The 19,868-nt window shown below is 61.6% G+C and carries 17 protein-coding genes and 2 pseudogenes; 14 read left to right on the top strand and 5 right to left on the bottom strand.

Going from position 1 to position 19,868, the window contains the following annotated elements; translation table 11 throughout:
- The first annotated feature begins 104 nt into the window (after positions 1 to 104).
- Positions 105 to 353, top strand: a complete 249-nt coding sequence (locus tag BN2476_RS29480) for a DUF6429 family protein (RefSeq protein ID WP_087737753.1) — start codon at positions 105 to 107, stop codon at positions 351 to 353.
- Positions 354 to 528: 175 nt separating this feature from the next.
- On the opposite strand, the gene BN2476_RS29485 is transcribed toward BN2476_RS29480, so the two are convergent.
- From BN2476_RS29485 to BN2476_RS29495, 3 genes are read right to left on the bottom strand one after another with little or no spacing between them, the layout of a single operon-like run.
- On the bottom strand, positions 529 to 1,308 hold the full coding sequence (locus BN2476_RS29485; protein ID WP_087737754.1) for a class II aldolase/adducin family protein: 780 nt from the start codon (positions 1,306 to 1,308) through the stop codon (positions 529 to 531).
- 33 nt (positions 1,309 to 1,341) lie between these two features.
- Positions 1,342 to 2,211 carry an amidohydrolase family protein gene (locus BN2476_RS29490; RefSeq protein ID WP_087737755.1) on the bottom strand — a complete coding sequence of 290 codons (870 nt, stop codon included), beginning with the start codon at positions 2,209 to 2,211 and terminating at the stop codon, positions 1,342 to 1,344.
- Positions 2,212 to 2,225: 14 nt separating this feature from the next.
- Positions 2,226 to 3,512 (bottom strand): MFS transporter, encoded by a 1,287-nt coding sequence (locus BN2476_RS29495; RefSeq protein WP_087737795.1) that lies wholly within the window; start codon positions 3,510 to 3,512, stop codon positions 2,226 to 2,228.
- A 378-nt stretch (positions 3,513 to 3,890) separates the two neighbouring features.
- On the opposite strand from BN2476_RS29495, the gene BN2476_RS29500 reads away from it, so the two are divergent.
- From BN2476_RS29500 to BN2476_RS29525, 6 genes are read left to right on the top strand one after another with little or no spacing between them, the layout of a single operon-like run.
- Complete coding sequence (locus BN2476_RS29500) at positions 3,891 to 4,622, top strand: IclR family transcriptional regulator (protein WP_087737756.1); 732 nt, start codon at positions 3,891 to 3,893, stop codon at positions 4,620 to 4,622.
- A 13-nt stretch (positions 4,623 to 4,635) separates the two neighbouring features.
- On the top strand, positions 4,636 to 5,445 hold the full coding sequence (locus BN2476_RS29505) for an enoyl-CoA hydratase/isomerase family protein (RefSeq protein WP_087737757.1): 810 nt from the start codon (positions 4,636 to 4,638) through the stop codon (positions 5,443 to 5,445).
- A 50-nt stretch (positions 5,446 to 5,495) separates the two neighbouring features.
- Positions 5,496 to 7,148 carry an acyl-CoA mutase large subunit family protein gene (locus BN2476_RS29510; RefSeq protein ID WP_087737758.1) on the top strand — a complete coding sequence of 551 codons (1,653 nt, stop codon included), beginning with the start codon at positions 5,496 to 5,498 and terminating at the stop codon, positions 7,146 to 7,148.
- Entirely contained in the window at positions 7,145 to 7,609 is a 465-nt protein-coding gene (locus BN2476_RS29515) for a cobalamin B12-binding domain-containing protein (RefSeq protein ID WP_087737759.1), read from the top strand. The genes BN2476_RS29510 and BN2476_RS29515 overlap by 4 nt, the downstream gene beginning before the upstream one ends.
- A complete protein-coding gene (locus tag BN2476_RS29520) occupies positions 7,606 to 8,784 on the top strand; it encodes a CaiB/BaiF CoA transferase family protein (RefSeq protein WP_087737760.1) in 1,179 nt (392 codons plus the stop codon). Before BN2476_RS29515 ends, BN2476_RS29520 begins: the two co-directional genes overlap by 4 nt.
- A complete protein-coding gene (locus tag BN2476_RS29525) occupies positions 8,781 to 9,701 on the top strand; it encodes a GTP-binding protein (protein WP_087737761.1) in 921 nt (306 codons plus the stop codon). Before BN2476_RS29520 ends, BN2476_RS29525 begins: the two co-directional genes overlap by 4 nt.
- Positions 9,702 to 9,719: 18 nt before the next feature.
- On the opposite strand, the gene BN2476_RS29530 is transcribed toward BN2476_RS29525, so the two are convergent.
- On the bottom strand, positions 9,720 to 10,112 hold the full coding sequence (locus BN2476_RS29530; protein WP_235851017.1) for a TRAP transporter substrate-binding protein: 393 nt from the start codon (positions 10,110 to 10,112) through the stop codon (positions 9,720 to 9,722).
- 70 nt (positions 10,113 to 10,182) lie between these two features.
- On the opposite strand from BN2476_RS29530, the gene BN2476_RS29535 reads away from it, so the two are divergent.
- Both BN2476_RS29535 and BN2476_RS29540 read left to right on the top strand, forming a co-directional pair.
- Complete coding sequence (locus tag BN2476_RS29535) at positions 10,183 to 11,490, top strand: TRAP transporter large permease (RefSeq protein WP_087737762.1); 1,308 nt, start codon at positions 10,183 to 10,185, stop codon at positions 11,488 to 11,490.
- Between the two features lie 480 nt (positions 11,491 to 11,970).
- Positions 11,971 to 12,396, top strand: a pseudogene (locus BN2476_RS29540) (NYN domain-containing protein); the annotation flags it as partial.
- Positions 12,397 to 12,523: 127 nt separating this feature from the next.
- Here the strand turns inward: BN2476_RS29540 and BN2476_RS29545 are convergent.
- On the bottom strand, positions 12,524 to 12,871 hold the full coding sequence (locus tag BN2476_RS29545; RefSeq protein WP_235851018.1) for a septal ring lytic transglycosylase RlpA family protein: 348 nt from the start codon (positions 12,869 to 12,871) through the stop codon (positions 12,524 to 12,526).
- A gap of 859 nt (positions 12,872 to 13,730) precedes the next feature.
- Here BN2476_RS29545 and BN2476_RS29550 point away from each other — a divergent pair.
- The 5 genes and pseudogenes from BN2476_RS29550 to BN2476_RS29575 form a co-directional block, all read left to right on the top strand.
- Positions 13,731 to 15,338: a tetratricopeptide repeat protein gene (locus BN2476_RS29550; RefSeq protein WP_235851019.1), complete on the top strand. Its 1,608-nt coding sequence runs from the start codon at positions 13,731 to 13,733 to the stop codon at positions 15,336 to 15,338.
- 617 nt (positions 15,339 to 15,955) lie between these two features.
- Positions 15,956 to 16,858, top strand: coding sequence for a dienelactone hydrolase family protein (locus BN2476_RS29555; protein WP_235851020.1), 903 nt, complete (start codon positions 15,956 to 15,958; stop codon positions 16,856 to 16,858).
- A gap of 94 nt (positions 16,859 to 16,952) precedes the next feature.
- Positions 16,953 to 17,432 (top strand): hypothetical protein, encoded by a 480-nt coding sequence (locus BN2476_RS29560; protein WP_218274553.1) that lies wholly within the window; start codon positions 16,953 to 16,955, stop codon positions 17,430 to 17,432.
- A 163-nt stretch (positions 17,433 to 17,595) separates the two neighbouring features.
- The gene (locus BN2476_RS29565; protein WP_087737767.1) at positions 17,596 to 18,585 is read left to right on the top strand and encodes an MBL fold metallo-hydrolase; all 990 of its coding nucleotides are present in this window, start codon (positions 17,596 to 17,598) and stop codon (positions 18,583 to 18,585) included.
- 750 nt (positions 18,586 to 19,335) lie between these two features.
- A pseudogene (locus BN2476_RS29575) lies at positions 19,336 to 19,758 on the top strand (Tn3 family transposase); the annotation flags it as partial.
- Between the last annotated feature and the right edge of the window lie 110 nt (positions 19,759 to 19,868).

Raw genomic sequence — 19,868 nt, forward strand, 5'->3', positions numbered from 1 at the left:
TTTAACTCGGGATACTAGTTCGCAACCGTTCGTCTGGAGCAAGTCGGCTGACGAGACTCTGGCAGCCTCGAATGGTTTTGTACGCGGGTCCAGAAGACCGTGGAATGAACGCCACGAATATCGATACCGATGCAATCGATGAAGTCGCCCTGGCTCTGCTCTACCTGACACTACATGACCGAGACCGTGCATGGAAGGGCTTCGACCGGGATGTGCTGAACCGCCATGAACGAGGCTTCATCGAAGATCCAGTCAACAAGACGAAATCCGTGATCTTTACCGACGAAGGTCTGCGCGGATCCGAGCGGCTTTCTTGCCAGCAGTTCTTCATTCCGGAAGGAAACGGGCATTGATTCAATTTCTGACTCACGACACAAGCCGCGCGAGAGAATATGCGGCCAGAAGGGGGCGTAGTGTCTTCCGACGCAAATGCAGCCGGGCGATTTCAGCGTGAATATGAGGCGCTGCCGGCCACCCTTGTTGAGAGAGTTCAGATGCCGCCCATACAATAGAACAGCATTCCTTGGACTAGTTGCGATATGAACGGTCCCGTCGATCGAGAAAGCGCAGCATCGCGGGCCATTCCATTTCGCCATAGGGGCGGCGCGTTTCCGGCTTGTAGAGGTGCGCGGTCTTGTCGATCACGTCTTGCGGCGGCAAATGAAGCTCCGTATTGCACGCCATCGCATCGACTTGCGCGCGGCACGCATTTTCCAGCCAGTAAATCGCGTTGAAGGCTTGCGGTATGGACGCGCTTGCAACGAGCAGGCCATGATTGCGCAGAATCATCGCTTCGGCGTTGCCCAGATCTTCAGCGAGCGTCTTGCGTTCTTCAAGGTCGATTGCCACGCCCTGATAGTCGTGATACGCAACAGGACTGAAACGCATCGCCGTTTGCGTGAGCGGCAAGAGCCCGCACGACAGTGCCGACACAGCCAGTCCGCCTCGGCTATGCGTATGGATCACGCAATTCACGTCATGCCTCGCCGAGTGCACCGCGCTGTGAATCACGTAACCGGCTGCATTGACGCCGTAAGTGCCTTCGTTCGGATTGAAGAGCACGTTGCCGTCGATGTCGATCGTGATGAGGCTCGACGCCGTGATCTCCTCGTACATGTAGCCATACGGATTGATCAGCAGGCGCGTGTCGTCGCCGGGAATGCGTGCCGTGATGTGGTTGTACACGAGATCGCTCAAGCCGAAATAGGGCATCAGCCGGTAGCATGCGGCCAGGTCGACTCGCGTATTCCACTCCGCTTCGGAAACCGTCGACTTCACGTCGGACGGCACGTTGTGCTCCATCAGCATGGGTCGTCTCCAGAATTCATCGGATAACACGGCTCATTGCGGGTCGAACCCGTAGAGCGCGACGGGGTTGTCCACGAGGATGCGTTGCTGCGCGTGCAGTGACGGCGCCCAACGCATCAGCGCGTCGAGCAGCTCGCCGTCATCGGGCATCGTACCTTCGAGATTAGGATGAGGCCAATCGGTGCCCCACACGCAACGTTCGGTCGCCACGTGCGCGAAGAGTGTCGCAAGCGCGTCGACATCGCGAAACGGATAGCCCTCGTTCGAGCAACGATACCCGCATAGCTTCAACCATGCACGGCCACCATCGAGCAGCGCACGCAACGCGGTGACGGCGCGATGCGCCGTGCCCCACGTCGCCGGTATCTGCCCCATGTGATCGATGACGACGTCGGTGGGCAGGCGGCGCAGTATCGGCAGCAGATCGGGCAGATCGGCGCCGTTTGCATAGATCTGTGTGTGCCAGCCGAACGGCGCAATCTTCTCCGAAAGTTGCGTCAGATGTTCGATGGGCGGACCGCCCGGCGTTACGAGATTGACCCGCACGCCACGCACGCCGTCTTCGTGCATCTGCCGCAACGCCGCATCGCCGATAGTCGGATCGATCACCACGATTGCGCGGCTGCGGTGCGCGCCGAAGTGCGCCACGGCATCGAGCGTGCAACGGTTGTCGGTGCCGTAGAAGCTGGGCTGCACGATGACGACGCGCTGCACGCCGAGCACCTCCTGCACATGTCCGTACTGGCGCAGCGACGCTTCGGGCGGCGTATAGGCGCGGCCTTCGCTCAATGGAAAGCGTTCGAACGGACCGGCGATATGAATATGGCAGTCGCATGCGCCGGGCGGCGCTTTGTGCCCGGGCGTGCTGATCGTCGTGCGTGGTGCCTGGCAGGTTGCGGACATGAAGGGTATGGGTATCAGGACGGGGTATAGCTCTTGGCCGCGCCGCCTTCGGGCTGCTGGGACGGCTCGACATCGTCGGGCAACGGCCTGCCGAGCGTTTCGGGCAACAGCAGCACGGCGAGGAACATGACGGCATAAGCCGCGATGCCGAACGCCGCGATCGCGTTACCCAGTCCTATCACGCTGGTCAACTTGCCGACGAGAGCCGGAAAGAGCGCGCCGATGCCACGGCCGAAGTTGTAGCAGAAGCCTTGCCCCGCAGCGCGGATGCGCGTCGGAAACAGCTCGGTCATGTACGGTCCCATCGGCGAGAACATCATGAACGCGCAGAGGCCGAGCGGAAAACCGAGCACGAGCATTGCGCGGTTGCTGATCGGCATCAGCATGTAGGCGCCGAGTATCACGGCCGAGCCGATCGCGCTGAGCATGAAAGTCCGCTTGCGCCCGATCGAATCGGCCAGATACGCACCGAGAATGAAGCCGACGAACGCGCCGACGATCATCACCGTCGTATAGCCCGTCGTGCCGATGACGGAGAGTCCGCGAGTCGTCTTGAGGTACGTCGGCAGCCAGATCAGGAACGTGTACGAGCCGCCGATCGATCCCGTTGCCAGCGCGGAGACTCTGAGCGTCGTCGCGAGATAGTCGGTGCGAAAGATGGCGAGCAACTGGCGCAGCATGCCGCGGTTGGGCCGCTCGCGTCGTCCTTTAGTGAAGACGCCCGATTCGGGTACGTGCCGGCGCACCCAGAACACCAGCAGCGCGGGCGCGAGGCCGATCCAGAAGAGCGCGCGCCACGCAAGATGCTCCGGCATGGTCGAGAAGAACAGGCCGAACAGCAGCGCCGCCAGGCCCCAGCCCACAGCCCATCCGCTCTGCACGATGCCGACTGCACGGCCGCGATAGACGCCTCGCACCGTCTCGCCGATCAGCACGGCGCCCGCCGCCCATTCGCCGCCAAAGCCGAAGCCTTGCAGCGCGCGGCAGATGAACAACTGCTCGTAGTTCTGCGTGAAGCCCGACGCGAACGTGAAGATCGCATACCAGAGGATCGTGGCCTGCAGTACCGCAACGCGGCCAAAGCGGTCGGCGGCGAGTCCGCTGAGCCATCCGCCGATGGCCGATGCGAGCAGCGTCACTGTCCCGAGTACGCCGGCTTCGGCTGCCGTGATGTGCCAGCTGATCAGCAACGTCGGAATGACGAAGCTGTAGACCTGCACGTCGAGCGCATCGAGTGTCCAGCCCAGGAAACAGCCGGCCATGGTGCGCCGCTCAGTCTTGTCGAGCTCCGTCATCCACATGTCTGTCTCCTGATCGTGCGCCGGCTTGCGTCGCCTTGAGCATCGCAGAACGTTCGTCATCCGAATCGTTTCGACGGTTTCTGCAACGGGCATGAGATCGGTGCTCCTGCCGCATCGACGCTTGCTTTTCGCTATTTCGAAAGCGCTTTCGAATTTTAGAATGTTTGGATCGAAATATAGGAGCCGGTTTTTGACGTGTCAAGGAACGCTGACGCCGCGCCGGATAGGGCCCAAGTCCTGTCGAAGCGCCTGCCGTAGCGCTTTGCGGGCATCGAGCGACACGCACCAGGGCTTTCCACTAGCTCGCGATGCTGGCATAGGCGGTCAATTTCCCTATACTTGTTTTCGAAATGTCAAATCATTTTTCGAACATACGAAATGAAACCGACCGATCGCGCGCTGGGCATTTTCGAAGCATTCGAGAGCGAAGGGCGTCCGCTGACGCTCAGCGAACTCGCCGAAGCGGCAGGCCTGCCCGTGAGCACGAGTCACGGCATCGTGCGCGTGCTGCTCGAACGCGGCTATCTGTATCTGACGAGCCGAAGGAAGGACCTGTTTCCCACGCGCCGCCTGTACGACATGGCGGCGAAGATCATTGCGAACGATCCGTACCTCGAACGCATCGAGCCGCAGCTTCAGACGCTGCGCGATGCGACGCAGGAAACGGTCATCGTCGGCAAGCGGCAGCACGACGAGATCGTCTATCTGCGCGTGCTGGAAGGGCCGCAGACGATTCGCTACAGCTCGGCGGCGGGCGAACTGAAGCCGCTGCATTCGACTTCGATCGGCAAGGCGATGCTGAGCCGGGTCGACGCAGGCGAACTGCGGCGCTTCCTCGCGCAGGCCGCGCTGTCGAGCGTCACGGACAACACGCTCACCTCGGCCGACGCACTGTTCGACGACATCGCGCAGTCACGCGAGCAGGGCTACTTCGTGACACGGGGCGAGAGCGTCAGCGACGTGTTCGCGGTCGCGGTGCCTATAGACGTGAACCGCGACGTGCTGGGCATCGCCATCGCCGGGCCGCGTCACCGGATGGAAGATCAGATCGAGCGGATCGGCGCCGTGCTGCTCGAAGCGAAGCGCGCGGTCGAAGCGGGCGGGCACTGACGCTAGAGTGCAAATGAACGTGCAAGCGAACACACAACCGAACGTGCTAGCGGACGTGCGCAACGGCGTCCTTCACGTGACGATCAACCGCCCGGACAAACGCAACGCGCTGAACCGGGCGACGCTCGACGCCTTGCGCGACGTCTTTGCCGGTGCCGCGCACGACGCCGCATTGCACGCGGTCGTGCTGACGGCAGCGGGCGAACGCAGCTTTGCGGCGGGCGGCGATTTGCGCGAGTTCGACGCGCTGCGCAGTGAGGCCGATGCGGCCGCGCTGTTCGATCACGCGGCAGCCGCGCTCGACGCGATCCGCGCGGCGCCCGTGCCCGTGATCGCCGCGTTGAATGGCACGGCGCTGGGCGGCGGCGCGGAACTGGCGGTCGCGTGCGACTACCGCGTCGCGGCGGCGCATGCGTGCATCGGCTTCGTGCAGGCGACGCTCGCCATCACGACGGGCTTCAGCGGGTCGGCCGATCTGTTCGCGCTGCTCGGCCCGGCGCGCGCAATGCGTGTGCTCGCCGAGGCGCGTTTGATGGACGCGAAAGAAGCGCTGGCGCTTGGCCTGATCGATGACGTGTGCGAGCGAGAGCAGTCGCTGGACGAACGCGTCGCGCAGTTCGCGCAGCCGTTTGCCGGCCGCGCGCCGCATGTGGTTCGCGCAATGAAGCAGATTGCTGCCGCGCATCGCCATGCATTGGCGCAGGCGATGCGCGACGCGGAGCGCGCAGCCTTCGTGGCGACATGGACTGCGCCCGCGCACTGGGAGCAGGCGCAAAAGTTTCTCGACCGGCAGCGCGCATCGACAACCGACCCAAAGGCGTAGACGGTGCTGCATGCGCCGTTCCGCCATTGCAAAGAAAGGAGCCTCCAAGTATGAAGTCAAGTGCAGCCGAACTCGACGAAGCGATGGCCATGCCGCATCCCGACCGCACGCCATCGGGACTGCATGTGCCCGTCGTGGTCGGTCCCGGCGAAGCGAACGGCACGAACGGCACGAACGGCGCGAACGGCAATGACGGGATCGGCGCGCCGGGACAGTTTCCGTTCACGCGCGGCATTTTCGCGGACGGCTATCGCGGGCGCCTCTGGACGATGCGCCAGTACTCGGGATTCGGCACGGCGGAGGAATCGAACGAACGCTACCGCTTCCTGTTGCAGCAAGGTCAGACGGGGCTCTCAGTCGCGCTCGACCTGCCGACGCAGTGCGGCCTCGACCCCGATGATCCGATGGCGCGCTCCGAGATCGGCAAGGTCGGCGTATCGCTTTCGAACCTCTCCGAGATGGAGCTGCTGTTCCAGGGCATCGACTTGAGCCGCATTTCGACGTCGTTCACGATCAACGGCACGGCGGCGATGATCTACGCGATGTACGTCGCCTGCGCGGACAAGAAGGGCGTGCCGCGCGACAAGCTGACGGGCACGATCCAGAACGACATCCTGAAGGAGTACGTGGCGCGCGGCACGTGGATTTTTCCCGTGCGTCCGTCCATGCGCCTGATCGCCGATTCGATTCTGTACTCGAACGACGTGTCGCCGCGCTTCAATCCGATTTCGATTGCGGGCGCGCACATGCGCGACGCGGGCTGCACGGCCGTCGAGGAAATGGCATACACGCTCGCCAACGGCCTCGCGTACGTGGATGCCGTCGTCGCGCGCAGCGGCGACGTCGCGAAGTTCGCGCGGCGCCTGAGCTTCTTCTTCTATGTGCACATGGATCTCTTCGAAGAGGTCGCGAAGTTTCGCGCGGGGCGCCGGGCGTGGGCGCGGCTCATCAAGGAGCGCTACGGCGTCGATGACGAGAAGGCGCAGATGTTCCGCTTCGGCGTCGTGTGCGGCGGCTCGTCGCTGACGTCCGCGCAGCCGTACAACAACGTCGTGCGCGTCGCGATCGAAACATGTGCGGCCGTGATGGGCGGCGCGCAATCCGTCTTCACCTGCGCCTACGACGAAGCGTTCCAGATTCCAACCGAATTCTCCGCCGAGCTTGCGTTGCGAACGCAACAGATCATCGGCTACGAAAGCGGCATCGCGCGCACGGTCGATCCGCTCGGCGGCTCGTACTTCGTCGAGGAACTCACCGACCGTACGGAAGCGCGCATCGGCGAACTGATGGACGAGATCGACGCCTATGGCGGCGCGGTGAAAGCGATCGAAGACGGCTGGCTGCAACTGCGCATCGCGAAGAGTGCGCTGCAGCGCAAGCGCGAGACGGATGACCGCGAACGGCTCGTCGTCGGCCAGAACTGTTTCCGGCGCGAGAACCAGGTCGAGCAGCCGGGCGAACTGTTTCATCTGAATCCGCAGGCGAGCGCGACCGTCGTCGAGCGTTTCGAGCGGCTGCGCGATACGCGCAACCAGACGGAAGCGCAGAAGTCGCTCGATGCATTGAGCGCGGCGGCCGCGCGCGACGAGGGCAACCTGATGCCATATCTCGTCGATTGCTGTCATGCGTACGCGACTGTCGGCGAAATGGTTGCGCGGTTGAAAGAGCAATGGGGCGAATTCGAGGAGCCGGTCCATCTATGAACAGCACGAGCAGCAGTTCCGCCAACCCGGCTGGCCATGCCGCCGCGACGTCCCGCAGCGCGCACGCGCCACTCAAGGGCAAGCGCATTCTCGTTGCGAAGCCCGGGCTCGATGGACACGATATCGGCGCCAAAGTGATCGCACTCGCGTTTCGGGATGCCGGCGCGAGTGTGATCTACACGGGTCTGCGCAAAAGCCCGGAGTACATCGCGCGGATTGCCGTCGATGAAGACGTCGATGCCGTTGGCCTGTCCATTCTGTCGGGCAGCCACAACGAACTCGTCGCGCGCACGGTCGAACTGCTCTCGGATCGCGGCGCGGGCGAAATTCCCGTGTTCGTCGGCGGCACGATACCCGCCGACGATCGCGCGGCGTTCCTGAAGGCGGGCATTCGCGGCGTGTTCACAAGCGACATGCCGCTCGACACCGTGATCGACGCCGTTGCAAAGGTGCTCGGATGAACGCCCCCGGATTCGCCGTGCCCGGAGACTCGCCGAAGCGCGGCGCGCGCGGTGGGCCGCTCGCAGGCATCCGCGTGATCGAGATCGGGCATATGTTGATGGGCCCGTACTGCGGCATGCTGCTCGCCGATCTCGGCGCCGAAGTGATCAAGATCGAGCCGTCCGATGGCGACATCGGGCGTTCGATCAGTCCGCACGCGATTGGGCCGCACAACGCGTATTTCGCGAGCCTGAACCGCAACAAGCAGAGCGTAGTGCTTGATCTCGCGAGCGAGTGCGGCAAGCAGGCACTCGCAACGATGGTGCGCGACGCACACGCGCTCGTGACGAATCTGCGGCCGTCCGCGATCCGCAAGCTCGGCCTGACCTACGACCGGCTGCGCGAGCATAACGAGCGGATCGTCTGTGTCGCGCTGACAGGCTTCGGCCTCGACAGTCCGAACGCCGAACTGCCCGCCTACGACTACGTGATCCAGGCGCTCACGGGCATCATGCATCTGACGGGCGACCCCGACGGTCCGCCGACCAAGGCCGGCTTCTCCACCGTCGACAACTCGACGGGCATCATGGGCGCCGTGGGTCTGCTCGCAAAGATTGTCGAAGGGCGGGGCGGCCAGGTCGATATCGCGATGTTCGACGTGATGGTCTCGCAGCTCAACTATGTCGCGGGCGCCGTGCTCAACGGCGGCGAACAGCCGGCGCGGCACGCGCTTTCATCGCATCCGTACATCGTGCCGGCGCAACTGTTCAGAACGCGCGACGACTGGCTGATGCTCTTCATCACACACGACAACTTCTGGCGCATCTTTGCGGAACGCGTCGGGCATCCCGAATGGATCACGCAAGCGGGCTTCGCGACGATGGCCGAGCGGCGCGCACATCGCGCAACCGTGATCGATGCGCTATCGGCGATGTTCGCGGGCGAGACCACGCAGCATTGGCTCGACAGGCTGGCGTCGTCGGGCGTGGTGGTGTCGCGGCTCGCGTCGATCGGCGAAGCGCTCGAAAGCGCGCAGGCGCAGGCGCGCGGACTCGTCGTCGAGATCGAATCCGAAACGGGGCCGCTGAAGATGGTCGGCAACCCGATCCATATCGACGGCGTACGCACATGCTACAGCCCGCCGCCGCTGCTCGGCGAGCACACGGCGGCGTGGTGCGGCGAGGTGTCGACATGAGCGGTCGGGATGGCGCATCGGCAGTGAGTGTCGCCGGCAGCGGGCGCCGCCGGTTGGCGCGCGACCTGTCGAAGATCGCGCGCGCGAGCGTCGCCGAGTCGTTACAGATTCTGCGCGAGCGCGGCGCAAGGCCCGCGCGCCGCATCGGCTTCACGGGACCGCCGGGCGCGGGCAAGAGCACGCTGATCGGGCGCGTGGCGAAAGCGCGCGCGGCGCGCGGCGAACCTATCGCGATCATCGCCATCGATCCGAGCAGCCCCGCGACCTCGGGTGCGTTGCTCGGCGACCGCGTGAGGATGGACGCGGTGCTCGCCGACACCGACGTCTTCATCCGTTCGCTGCCGAGCGGCTGGTCCGCCGACGGCCTGTCCGACAATCTCGCCGACGTGCTCGCTGCCGTCGAAGGCGATGGCTTCAGCGAAATCCTGCTGGAGACGGTCGGCGTGGGGCAAGTCGAAAACGGTGCGCGTGCACTTGTCGATACGCTCGTGCTGACGATGGGCCCGCAATCAGGCGATCAGATCCAGGCGATGAAGGCGGGCGTGCTGGAAACAGCCGATATCGTCGTCATCAACAAGTGCGATCTGCCGGGCGCCGAGCGCATGGCGCAGGACATCCGCAACGTGCTCGAACGCAACCGCGCGAACGGACACCGCATCGCGCCTGTACTGTTGACGCGGGCGAACGACGACGCGTCGATCGCGCAACTGTCGTCCGCGATCGACGAACACACGCAATGGCGCACAGCACACGTGGATGCCGCCCACGCCGAAGAGATGCGCAAGCGCTTTCATGTGCGCAGCCTCCTGACGCGCCGCGTGGCGGAGCTCATCGACACATTGCCCGAGGATGCGCGGGCCGCATCGGTTGCGCAGCTTTATGCGTGCATCGCGAAGCAGATAGGCGATACGGAATGATGCCGACGTAGCGGGACATCATTCCGCACAACGACAAACCAACACGGAAGGAGACGCGGATGAAACGACTTCGTTATCTGATGACGACGCTGATGTCTTGTGGATCTGCACGCCGTGGCTCGCAAAGAGCTGCGCGACCCGGCGGTCATCGGCTTTCGCACCTTCGAAAGCGCTCTGTTCGAGGCTCTGCCCCACGTCCGTCATGATCTTCTGCTGCGCGGGCGTCAGCTTGTTCCAGGTCTTCATGCTGATCGCGATCGGCTCGATCGTGTAGTAGATGCTGTATTGCTCCGGCGAATCGTAGTATTTGGCCACCTCATAGAGACGGTACGAGCCGAACGTGCCCGACGACGTCCACAGACCATCGAGCAGCCCCAGTTGCATCGCGTTATACGTCTCCGACGAAGCCATCGATCGTGTTCGCGCGCCGCGAGCTGACCCACGATCTGTCCGTCGACGAACTCGTGCTCGGGAGAGACAAGTGACCCAGCTATTCATCGGCGCCGGCATGTTCGGCGGGCTGCTCGCGGTGTTGTCGTTCGGTGTGCCGATCGCGTTCGCGCTGTTGTTCGTCGCGCTGGTGTCGCTGTTCGTCACGGGCGGCGGCTGGGATGCGCTGAACCTGATTCCGAGCACGTACTGGGGATCGGTGGCGACATTCACGCTGACTTCCGTGCCGATGTTCATGTTCATGGGCGCGATCGTGTCGGCGTCCGGCATGGGCGCGCGGCTTTATAGCGCGCTCGCGACAATCCTCGATGGCGTGCCTGGCGGTCTCGCCGTCGCGACGACACTCGCGTGCGGCGTGATGGCGGCCGTATCGGGGTCGAGTGTCGCGACGGCGGCGGCGATCGGCGGGTTCGCCGTCTCCGAGATGCGGCGGCATGGCCTGCCGGCGTCACAGGCATGCGGTTCGGTGGCGGCAGGCGGAACGCTAGGCATCCTGTTGCCACCGAGCATTCCACTCATCGTCTACAGCGTGATCGCCGAGCAATCGATTGGGCGCCTGTTCGTCGCGACGCTGGTGCCGGGCGCGATCATGGCGGCGGCATTCGGCGTCTATCAGATGGCGCTCGCGCTGCGCCGCAAGTCGCGCGGCGAACGCCGCACGCGCCCGCTCGCGCCGCTCAGCGCGCGCATCGTCGCGCTGAAGGATATCGGGCCGTTCGCGCTGCTGATCCTGATCATTCTTGGCTCGCTGTACCGAGGGCTCGCCACGCCGCAGGAAGCGGCATCGCTGGGCATTATCGCGAGCCTGATTCTGGCGGGCGTCGTCTACCGCGAGCTGAACTGGCGGAAGTTTCACGAGATTCTCATCAACGCGGCGCAAAGCAGCGTGATGATCCTGGCCGTGATTTCATCGGCGATCGTGTTCGGCTATGTGATGACGACGAGCCAGGTGGCCGCGTCGCTGACACAGTCGGTTGCGGGCGCCCACGTCGCGCCGTGGGTGCTGTTCATCAGCATCAACCTGCTGCTGATCTTTCTCGGCTGTTTCATGGAGACCATCGCGATCATCGTCGTGACGATGCCCGTTCTCGTCCCTGTGGTGCAGGCGTATCACTGGAACCTGATCTGGTTCGGCGTCGTCGTCGTGATCAACATGGAGATGGCGCTGATCCATCCGCCCGTCGGGCTCAACCTGTTCGTCGTGCAAAGCGTGGCACCCGACGTGCCGCTGCGGCGCATCGTGCTCGGGACGCTGCCCTATGTGTTCATCATGGCGTGCATGCTTGCGCTGATTGGCGTGTTCCCGCAGCTCACAATGTTTCTGCTCGATGGAACATGATGGCGTAGCCACTCGCTGTCGCGACAGCCGCAGTGGAGACGCACGGCGTCATTGGATGCTGCGTTTACAGTCGAGGACGGGTTCAGGTTGGGCTGAATTCGATACGCGATGAGCCGTATTAGAACGGGTATCGGAATGGCTTATCCGTCATGGTGACCCGTTGAGTCTGCGTAAATTCATGTGCGTTCGCCCTGCTGCAAGGCTTTGCTGAAATAGTTGTGCGCTGTTGTTGGTGTTCGCAATTACTGCTAGCCGTGATCACAGATTATGCTAGCGGCGTGATCCTTCGAAAGCTCCGCCTGGCAAAATCTTTGCGTATGCCGCCATGTCTTGAGAGGATGCAGTCCGGCAGCCAGCGCGTCGCGCACCGTGTCGGGTACGGTGTGCGTCAACTCGGCGCGCCATGCACCTAGCCCATGGCTGCGAAACCCTCTTGCAGCGCGGCGATCTGTTGGGCGAAACGGGTTGCATCGCGTGCCTTTAGTTCGACAGGCTTTTACACCCTGTCTTCAATATCAATACGCTGCCGGTAAGAACACCGCAGATATTGCGTTGGCGCTGGACGCTCTCGAAGCAATGTTTGCCCATCGGGCTGACAAATTTTGTCTCATAACCAGCGACTTCGATTTTGCCTATCTCCGTCGGAAGCTAAGGGAGCGGGGATCGACGGTCTGTATTGTTGGCGAACCAAAGACGCCAGAAGCGCTTCGCAATTCTAGCGATCAATTTTTTGAGTGGGCGCCAGTTTCGACAGCGAATGATGAGATTTCCGTCGGCATGCCAACTCAGCCGAGCGCGGAGCATTCAATGCAGCCGGCAATCAGGCGGCGACCGAAATTTGTGGTCGAAGCGGTGGCGTTGCTTGCGAGTAATACGCCTGAAGGCCGTGTGCACCTGGCTGCGCTAGCGCAATAACCGAGGCCTCGTCGGCCGGTACCAGCTAACAGCGGCGGTCGACCGACATGGACGTATGTCCGTTGGACTTTCAGAAGCAGACGCGGTCACGACGACCCGAAGGGCAACTCAGGGTCCTTCACCTTCCCGTCGTCAAGATCCCGCCGCCGTCCGACTCCGTCTGAGTGTTCGGTGGGCTCTCCACGCGTTCAATCTGCACGTGCATCGACCGTGCGTCTGTCAATCCCAAGGTCTTCGCCGCGGCATAAGAGAGATCGATAATTCGGTTTTTGACGTATGGTCCGCGATCGTTGATGCGCACGACAACCGACTTTCCGGTTGCCAACGATCTGACGCGCACATAGCTGCCGAGCGGCAATGTTCGATGGGCAGCCGTTAATGCGCCGCCATCATAGCGCTCGCCGTTCGCGGTCAGACGCCCCTGGAACGTTGCCGAATACCATGACGCTTCGCCGGATTGCAACATCTCGTGTCGCATGTGACAGGAATCAACTCTGCACGCAGCATGTTGGGACGCAATCTGTCCGCAAGCAGCGAACAAAGCGCAGATTCCCAAAATTCCCAAATAGCGGAGTGCTAGCACCATAGACCACATGTCAGTCAATGAGGCGTGGTTTTAACGTTATAAAAAAGCTCAAGCAAGTCGCGAGCCGGTTCAGGTCGCCGTCGGCCGCGCCGGCGGGCGTTCACCAAAATCAATATTGCCCCACTCCCAGCGGAAGATCACGCTTTTGCTGAAGGATGTGCATAAGCCTGTCGCGCCGCGCTGGGCGCATCGATCTTCTTGTTCGTGAGAAGGGCGTGAACGGAGGCGGTCCCGTGCGGACCGTCCGTGACGGACGCTATTGTAGCTGTCGAGATTCACGTCACTCTGAACTTTGTTCACTCAAGTCTGACGTCAATCGATGTCGCGTCGAACACGAGGGCGAGGCGGCACGGCGGGACGAACAGTTTCGGCTGCTGATCGGCGGGCAAAGGGGAACGGTGGCTTGGCCGGCTCAGTTCGGGCCATGCAGGGTCATCCGCCCGGACCGTCCCACAGACATTGACGCGTCCGGCCCTCATGCATAAGTGGCCGTCAGATTGGCGACGATGCAAATCGCTTCATCGTCCAATGCAGGCGATTGTGCCTTGCCCAATTCCATTTGAACGTGTGCGTGAGAACGTGAACTATCTTAGGGTTTCCGAGCTTGTTGCATCGCACCTGCCTTTACTAGAAAAAAAGAGTCTCGGCACTCAGTGACGGACAGCACTGTCGGGCCGCCTGGCGCCACTTTCGACGAGTGTGCGTGAAGTATGCCCTTCGCTCTGCGGAGGAGGTCATCATGAATCGCAAGCAGCTAATTAGCGCATGCGTGCTCGCGACCCTTGCAGCCGCTCCCGCGCTTGCCACGGGACAGGGCGGCGAAAAGTACGGCACCGTGAGGTTCCCCACTTCATGCAGCGCTGCGGCACAAGTCCAGTTCGAGAAGGCATTGGCGATGCTGCATTCTTTCTTTTACCCTGCGACGCTCAAGGCGTTTGAGGCCGTAATCAAGACCGATCCACAATGTGCGATTGCGTACTGGGGCCTTGCGATGGCCCAGCCTCCAAATCCGCTGGTTCCGCCTTTCGACGAGGCGCAACTTAACCGCGGATCGGACGCAGTAGAGAAGGGCCTGGCGCTGAGACCCGGGACCGAACGGGAGCGTGACTGGCTGCTGGCAGCCGAGGCGTTTTACAAAGACTACGACAAGGTCCCCCAAAGCCAGCGCACGTTGGCATACGAGCACGCCATGGCGCGCTTGGCGCAGAAATATCCCGACGATCCGGAGGCCGCCATTTTCTACGCGCTCGCGCTCAACGAGGCTGCGCAGCCCAGTGACAAAACGTACGCCAACCAACTCAAGGCAGCAGCGATCCTGGAGAAAATTTACCGTGAGCAGCCCGACCATCCCGGTATTGCGCACTACCTGATCCACAGCTACGACTATCCACCGCTCGCGCAGCGTGGATTGCCGTTCGCCAACAAATACGCGCAGATTGCTCCGGCGGCGCCACACGCAGTGCACATGCCCTCGCACATCTACTCGATGCTCGGCATGTGGGACGCGTCCGTTAAATCGAACGAAGCGGCGCTGAAGGTGATGCGCGAAGAAACCGCCAGGAGCTGGCCGGGCGCCACCCACCCGTCGGCGCCCCATTCATGGGACTTCATGGAGTACGCGTATCTGCAGATGGGCCAGGACGCACGAGCAAGACAGGTCCGCGACGACGCCAATGCCGCCACAAAATTTCCGTTCGATCGACTGGGAACCTATACCGGGCTGGAAGCCATCCCGGCACGCTATGCGCTTGAGCGCGGCGCCTGGCAAGAAGCTGCCGCGCTGGAGCCGCGTGGCAGCCGCTGGCCGCAGGCCGAGGCAATCACGTACTTTGCCCGCGCGCTGGGCTGCGCTCGCAGCGGCAGGGCGGACATGGCGCAGACGAATATCGATATGCTCACGCAGTTGCGCGCGAAGCTCGAACAGTCAAACCAGCCTTACTGGGCTGAGCAGGTCCAGATTCAGATCCTGGCCGCTTCGGCGTGGCTGGCTCATGCCCAGGGCAACGACGATGAGGCGCTGAAGCAGATGCGCGCCGCGGCCGACCTGGAGGATGGGAGCGAAAAGAATGTTGCGATGGAGAACCGGCTTTACCCGATGCGCGAACAACTGGGCGAGATGTTGCTCGATCTGAAGCGACCTGCCGATGCGCTGAAGGAGTACGAGGCATCGATGCAAGCGACCCCGAACCGTCTGCGTGGGCTGTACGGCGCCGCGAAGGCGGCAGACATGGCGCAGGATAAACAGAAGGCGCAGCTATACTACGGGAAGCTCGTTGCACTCACGCAAGACGCGGACACGGTCAGGCCGGAAGTCCGCCTGGCGAAGCTGTATCTTGACCAGCATTAAAGTGGCCAGCATTGACCGATGTACCTGGCAAGCTGCTGTTGAGGCAGCGTCGCCTCGAGCGTCAGATACGGGTCGGTAGCGGCGTATGGCGTCGGTTGCAGCGTAGCTTCTCGATTGGCGCCTTGTCACATAAGGCGGAGAGACCTATGCATCACAGGCGAGTGGCCGGCAACGGCGTCGGTTGACAGGGGACTCATAGGTCAGGAATAAAGTTACTTTGGCTACCCGAGTTTACCAGCGGCCCCGACACTCCAGCGGGATCTTCGCCTTTCGGCCATAAAGAGCGTCGTTCGCTTTTTCCCGTGGCTCAGACACTCAGATGTCAGCTCCGTCGCTCATCTCATCGGACAGGGGGGGGCGTGTCAGCTTTCCCACATGCACCTTGAAGCCCGACTCGCCGCTCGCGTTCGCTAGAACACGCATCTGGTTCGGTGGGAGTTGTAATTTCCCCTACACGGACTACGCTACTCGGGCAGGTCACCGACGAATTCGTGATTAAAGGACTCGTTATGCTGACGGCAGAAAGGTGTTGCACATGTTTCCGCCATATGGTCCTCGTCGCAGTCTGTATTCTCGTAGCCTCGCTGGCGCGTGCCGGATATGCGCAGGTCGCGCGCATGGAAGTCATCCCGTTTGAGTCACTCACGTTGACAGACCAGGAATTCCTGGCCCGCCGCGAAGATGGCGAGCACGTCACCATCGCCGGCGAATTGCGCCTGCCACGCTCAGGAAACGAGCGGTTTCCACTTGTCACCCTGCTACACGGCTCGGGTGGCGTCAGTAATTACGTTCTGGATTGGGAGCAGGAATTTCTCGCGTTGGGCGTTGCCACCTTCGTCATCGACAGCGTCACGGCTCGCGGCATTATCAGTGTGAACGACGACCAGTCCCAGCTCGGTCGCCTGGCGCAAACTGAGGATGCGTACCGCGCGCTTGCACTGCTGGCCAAGCATCCGAGGATTGACTCCGCCCGGGTAATGCTGATGGGATTCTCCCGGGGTGGCCAAAACGCCCTTTACGCGAGCCTGACGCGTTTTCAGCGGATGCATGCTGGTGCTCCTGGCGCGCATTTCGCGGCCTATGTTGCTTTCTATCCGGATTGCAGCTACACGTACCGCGACGACGAAGACATTGTGTCTCAACCGGTGCGTGTGTTTCAGGGGACCGCCGACAATTACGCCCCCGTTGCGCCATGCCGGGCATACGTCGAGCGGTTAGAAGCCAAGGGCAAAGACATTCGCCTTCTGGAATATCCCGGCGCCAGTCATGTTTTCGATGGACGCTCGTTCAAGCCGCCGGTGACGTTGCGGCAAGCTCAGACGATGCGCAATTGCCAGTGGGAGGAAGGTGACAACGGCCAGATTTTCAACGCGAAGACCAACCAACCTTTCTCGTACAACGACCCATGTGTCGAACGCGGCGCCACCATCGCGTATGACGAGACGGCAGCGACGGCAGCCAGACAGGCGGTGGCGGAACTTGTTGCGGTCACACTCAAACCTGTACGCTTGCCAAAGTAGTTCCGTGACGATGACTTGGTAGGAGAGCGGACATATCTCCTCCATCTAAGCGAGGTTTGCTTGCGGGGTGCTCACTTAACTGGAGCAGTTAATCATGAGGCGCAAGAATGTACTCGTTCATGCAATGGCGATTGGGGTGCTCTCGTTCTCAGTGCTGCCTGCGAGCGCGGGGACAAAGGTGCTTGAATTCCAGTTGGTGACTAAGCCGATCGATCCAAGAGTGATCGAAGCTCCGAATATTGAAAACCAAACGATCATGCAGTCAAGAGCGTTTGGAGTGGGCGTATTCAAGGACGGCCGCATCGCGGTGAAAGATTTTGTCGTGGTTATCGATCTCAATAAAGGAGTCGGGTCTGGATTCGGATATAGCACCTACACGTTTGACGATGGTTCGTCCGTTACAGCGCGCTTTACGCTAGAAGCGAAACCGAATGCGGTCACGCATGGCGATTACAAGATTATTTCTGGAACAGGTGCATTTGCTGGTGCAACAGGGACAGGTACATTTGATCGCGTTCCCTCAAAATTGAACGTCAACCTTTACAATGTAAAGTTGAATATCGTGACACCCTGAGGCGCTGGTTTGTTGTTCGAAGAACGGTTACACGAACTGGGTCGAGATTATGGAGCCCAGTTCGTCGTTGATCTTGACTGACAGCAACCACTCGCGATCGGCGAGCGACAACTGTCCGAGACGTACACGTGTGTCGTTGCCAGGCTCGACTGAGGAGACCGGCATGGATCGACTTTGGCGAATCGCGGCGAGGGCTTGTGCAATCCTTTGTATCGTTGCCGGATATCCGCCGGCCGCAACGGCGCAAGATTCGGCGAGTCCGGATGTATTGCGCGTCACGCTTCTCGGGACGGGGGCGCCAGACCCGACGGTGGATCGTTTCAGTGTCAGCACGCTCATTGAGGCCGGCCATCAGAAAATACTCATCGATGCCGGGCGTGGCGTCACGATGCGGCTGAGTCAACTGAACATTCCACTTGGCAAAATTGAAGCGCTCTTTCTGACCCAGTACCATTCCGACCACACCGTCGGCGTTCCGGATCTCTGGCTGACCGGGTGGTTGCCGCCCCCCTTCGGGCAGCGCCGGTCACCGTTTCACGTGATTGGACCGACTGGCGCTGCGGAACTGATGACGAATCTCGAACGTGCGTATGCTGCCGACATCAGAATACGGATGGCCGATCAGAAGCTCTCGCGAGAAGGCGTGGATGTCAAAGTCGATGAGTTTTCGAAGGACGGCACCGTTTACGAAAACGATGGGCTTCGCGTCACCGCGTTCGAGGTCAATCAAGGCGAAGCCGTCAAGCCCGCGTACGGATACCGCATCGACTACGCGGGCCATGCTGTTCTCGTCTCGGGCGACACGAAGATGAACGAAAACGTCGTGAAATATGGCACTGGAACCGATCTGCTGGTGCACGAAGTATTCGCCGTCAAGCCCGAATTAATGAGGAGCACGGCGATTCAGCGCATCGCCGCGCATCATGTCACGCCTCAGCAGGCTGGCGTGATTTTCACCCGTGCGCACCCCAGGCTCGCGGTCTATACACACCTTTCGTTAATTGGCTCGCCAACGGTGCCGAGCGTGACGACCGATGAAATCGTGTCGCAAACACGCGAAACGTACGGCGGCCCCTTGGTCATTGGCGAAGATCTCATGGCCTTCGAAATCAGTGCCAAAGGCATCGCGATTTACCGACGTGGCAGCCACTAGTCGTGGCTGGACAGCCGTTACAGCTGTAACCCGATCGGTGCAAAAGCAGGTCATGCTCGAATGGCAGCGCGATGCTGGCTTTAAGATCGCTTGTCGTCCCCGAATCACGAAGCCGACGCTTGGAAGCAGCGAAACGATGTCTAACACGAATCCATGCAAAAGCCGAAAGTCGCGGCGATCGCGTCGGCGGAAGCAACGGCCGACCGCTGCACCTCGCTTGCAGTCCTCGCAACTTGACCAAAACTGCCATTCGAACTCGATGCGGGCCCGACGTCGGTAATGCTGACCATAGCAGCCGTTGGCTGATGGTCGCGTCAGCGGCTGCTTCGGCCGACAACTTCCCCACGAGCGGTCGTACCGAGCGACTGCTCGATCGCCGAAACCTGGCAACGCTCGTGTCGCAGGAAGCGCAAACGAAGATTGAACTGCCCGACATCGTCAACGTGCTGATCGAGGAATTGGTCCGTCGCCGTTACGGGCTTCCGCCACTGGCGCTGCTGCAGCGGGTTGCCGCGCAGGCCCGCAACGAGGTCAATGAAGCGATTTACAGCGCCATCTCAGACGCGCTCGACGAGTCGCTCGTTGCCAAAATTGACGCGCCGCTGGTCGTCCATGCCGGCAAGTCCGGCTGGGATGATTTGAAGCGGATGACGCGATTCCGGAGCGCGGCCGACTGGCCAGAATTCGCGAAGCGCTCGGCGGCGATCCGGCCGCGGCGCTCAGCCGGTGCAACGAGTACATCGCCTATGCCTCCGGTACGGTGGCTATGGCGGCATCGGCTACTATCACGTGTCGGACATGTAAATCGCGCTGTTCAGCCACTTCATCCCGTGCGGCGTTCACGAAGCCGTCTATATTCTCGACGGGCTGATCCGCAACGGCGCCGACATCAAACCCGATTCAATCCACGGCGACACCCAGGCGCAGAGTGGTCCTGTATTCGGCCTGTCCTGGCTGCTCGGGACCAATCTGATGCCTCGCATGCTAAACATCAAGGATCTTGTCATATACAAGGCGGACAGACGCCGCAAGTACGCCCACATCGATAGCCTGTGCCGCAAAACGATTGACTGGGAGCTGACCGAACGACACTATCCCGACATGATGCGCGTCGCGGTCTCGATCAAGGCCGGCAGGTGGTACCTTCGACGATCGTCCACCGTTGCCAGACGGTGAATCGTGCCTTGAGTTCACCGCGAAGGGCGCAAAGGATCGACCCCGATTGATCCCTTGCGTTCGATTTGCGCTTCGCTGAGTTCGCCTGAGTTGAGATAAATCAAGAT

This window comes from Paraburkholderia piptadeniae (assembly GCF_900007165.1).
In the GTDB taxonomy this organism is placed as follows: domain Bacteria; phylum Pseudomonadota; class Gammaproteobacteria; order Burkholderiales; family Burkholderiaceae; genus Paraburkholderia; species Paraburkholderia piptadeniae.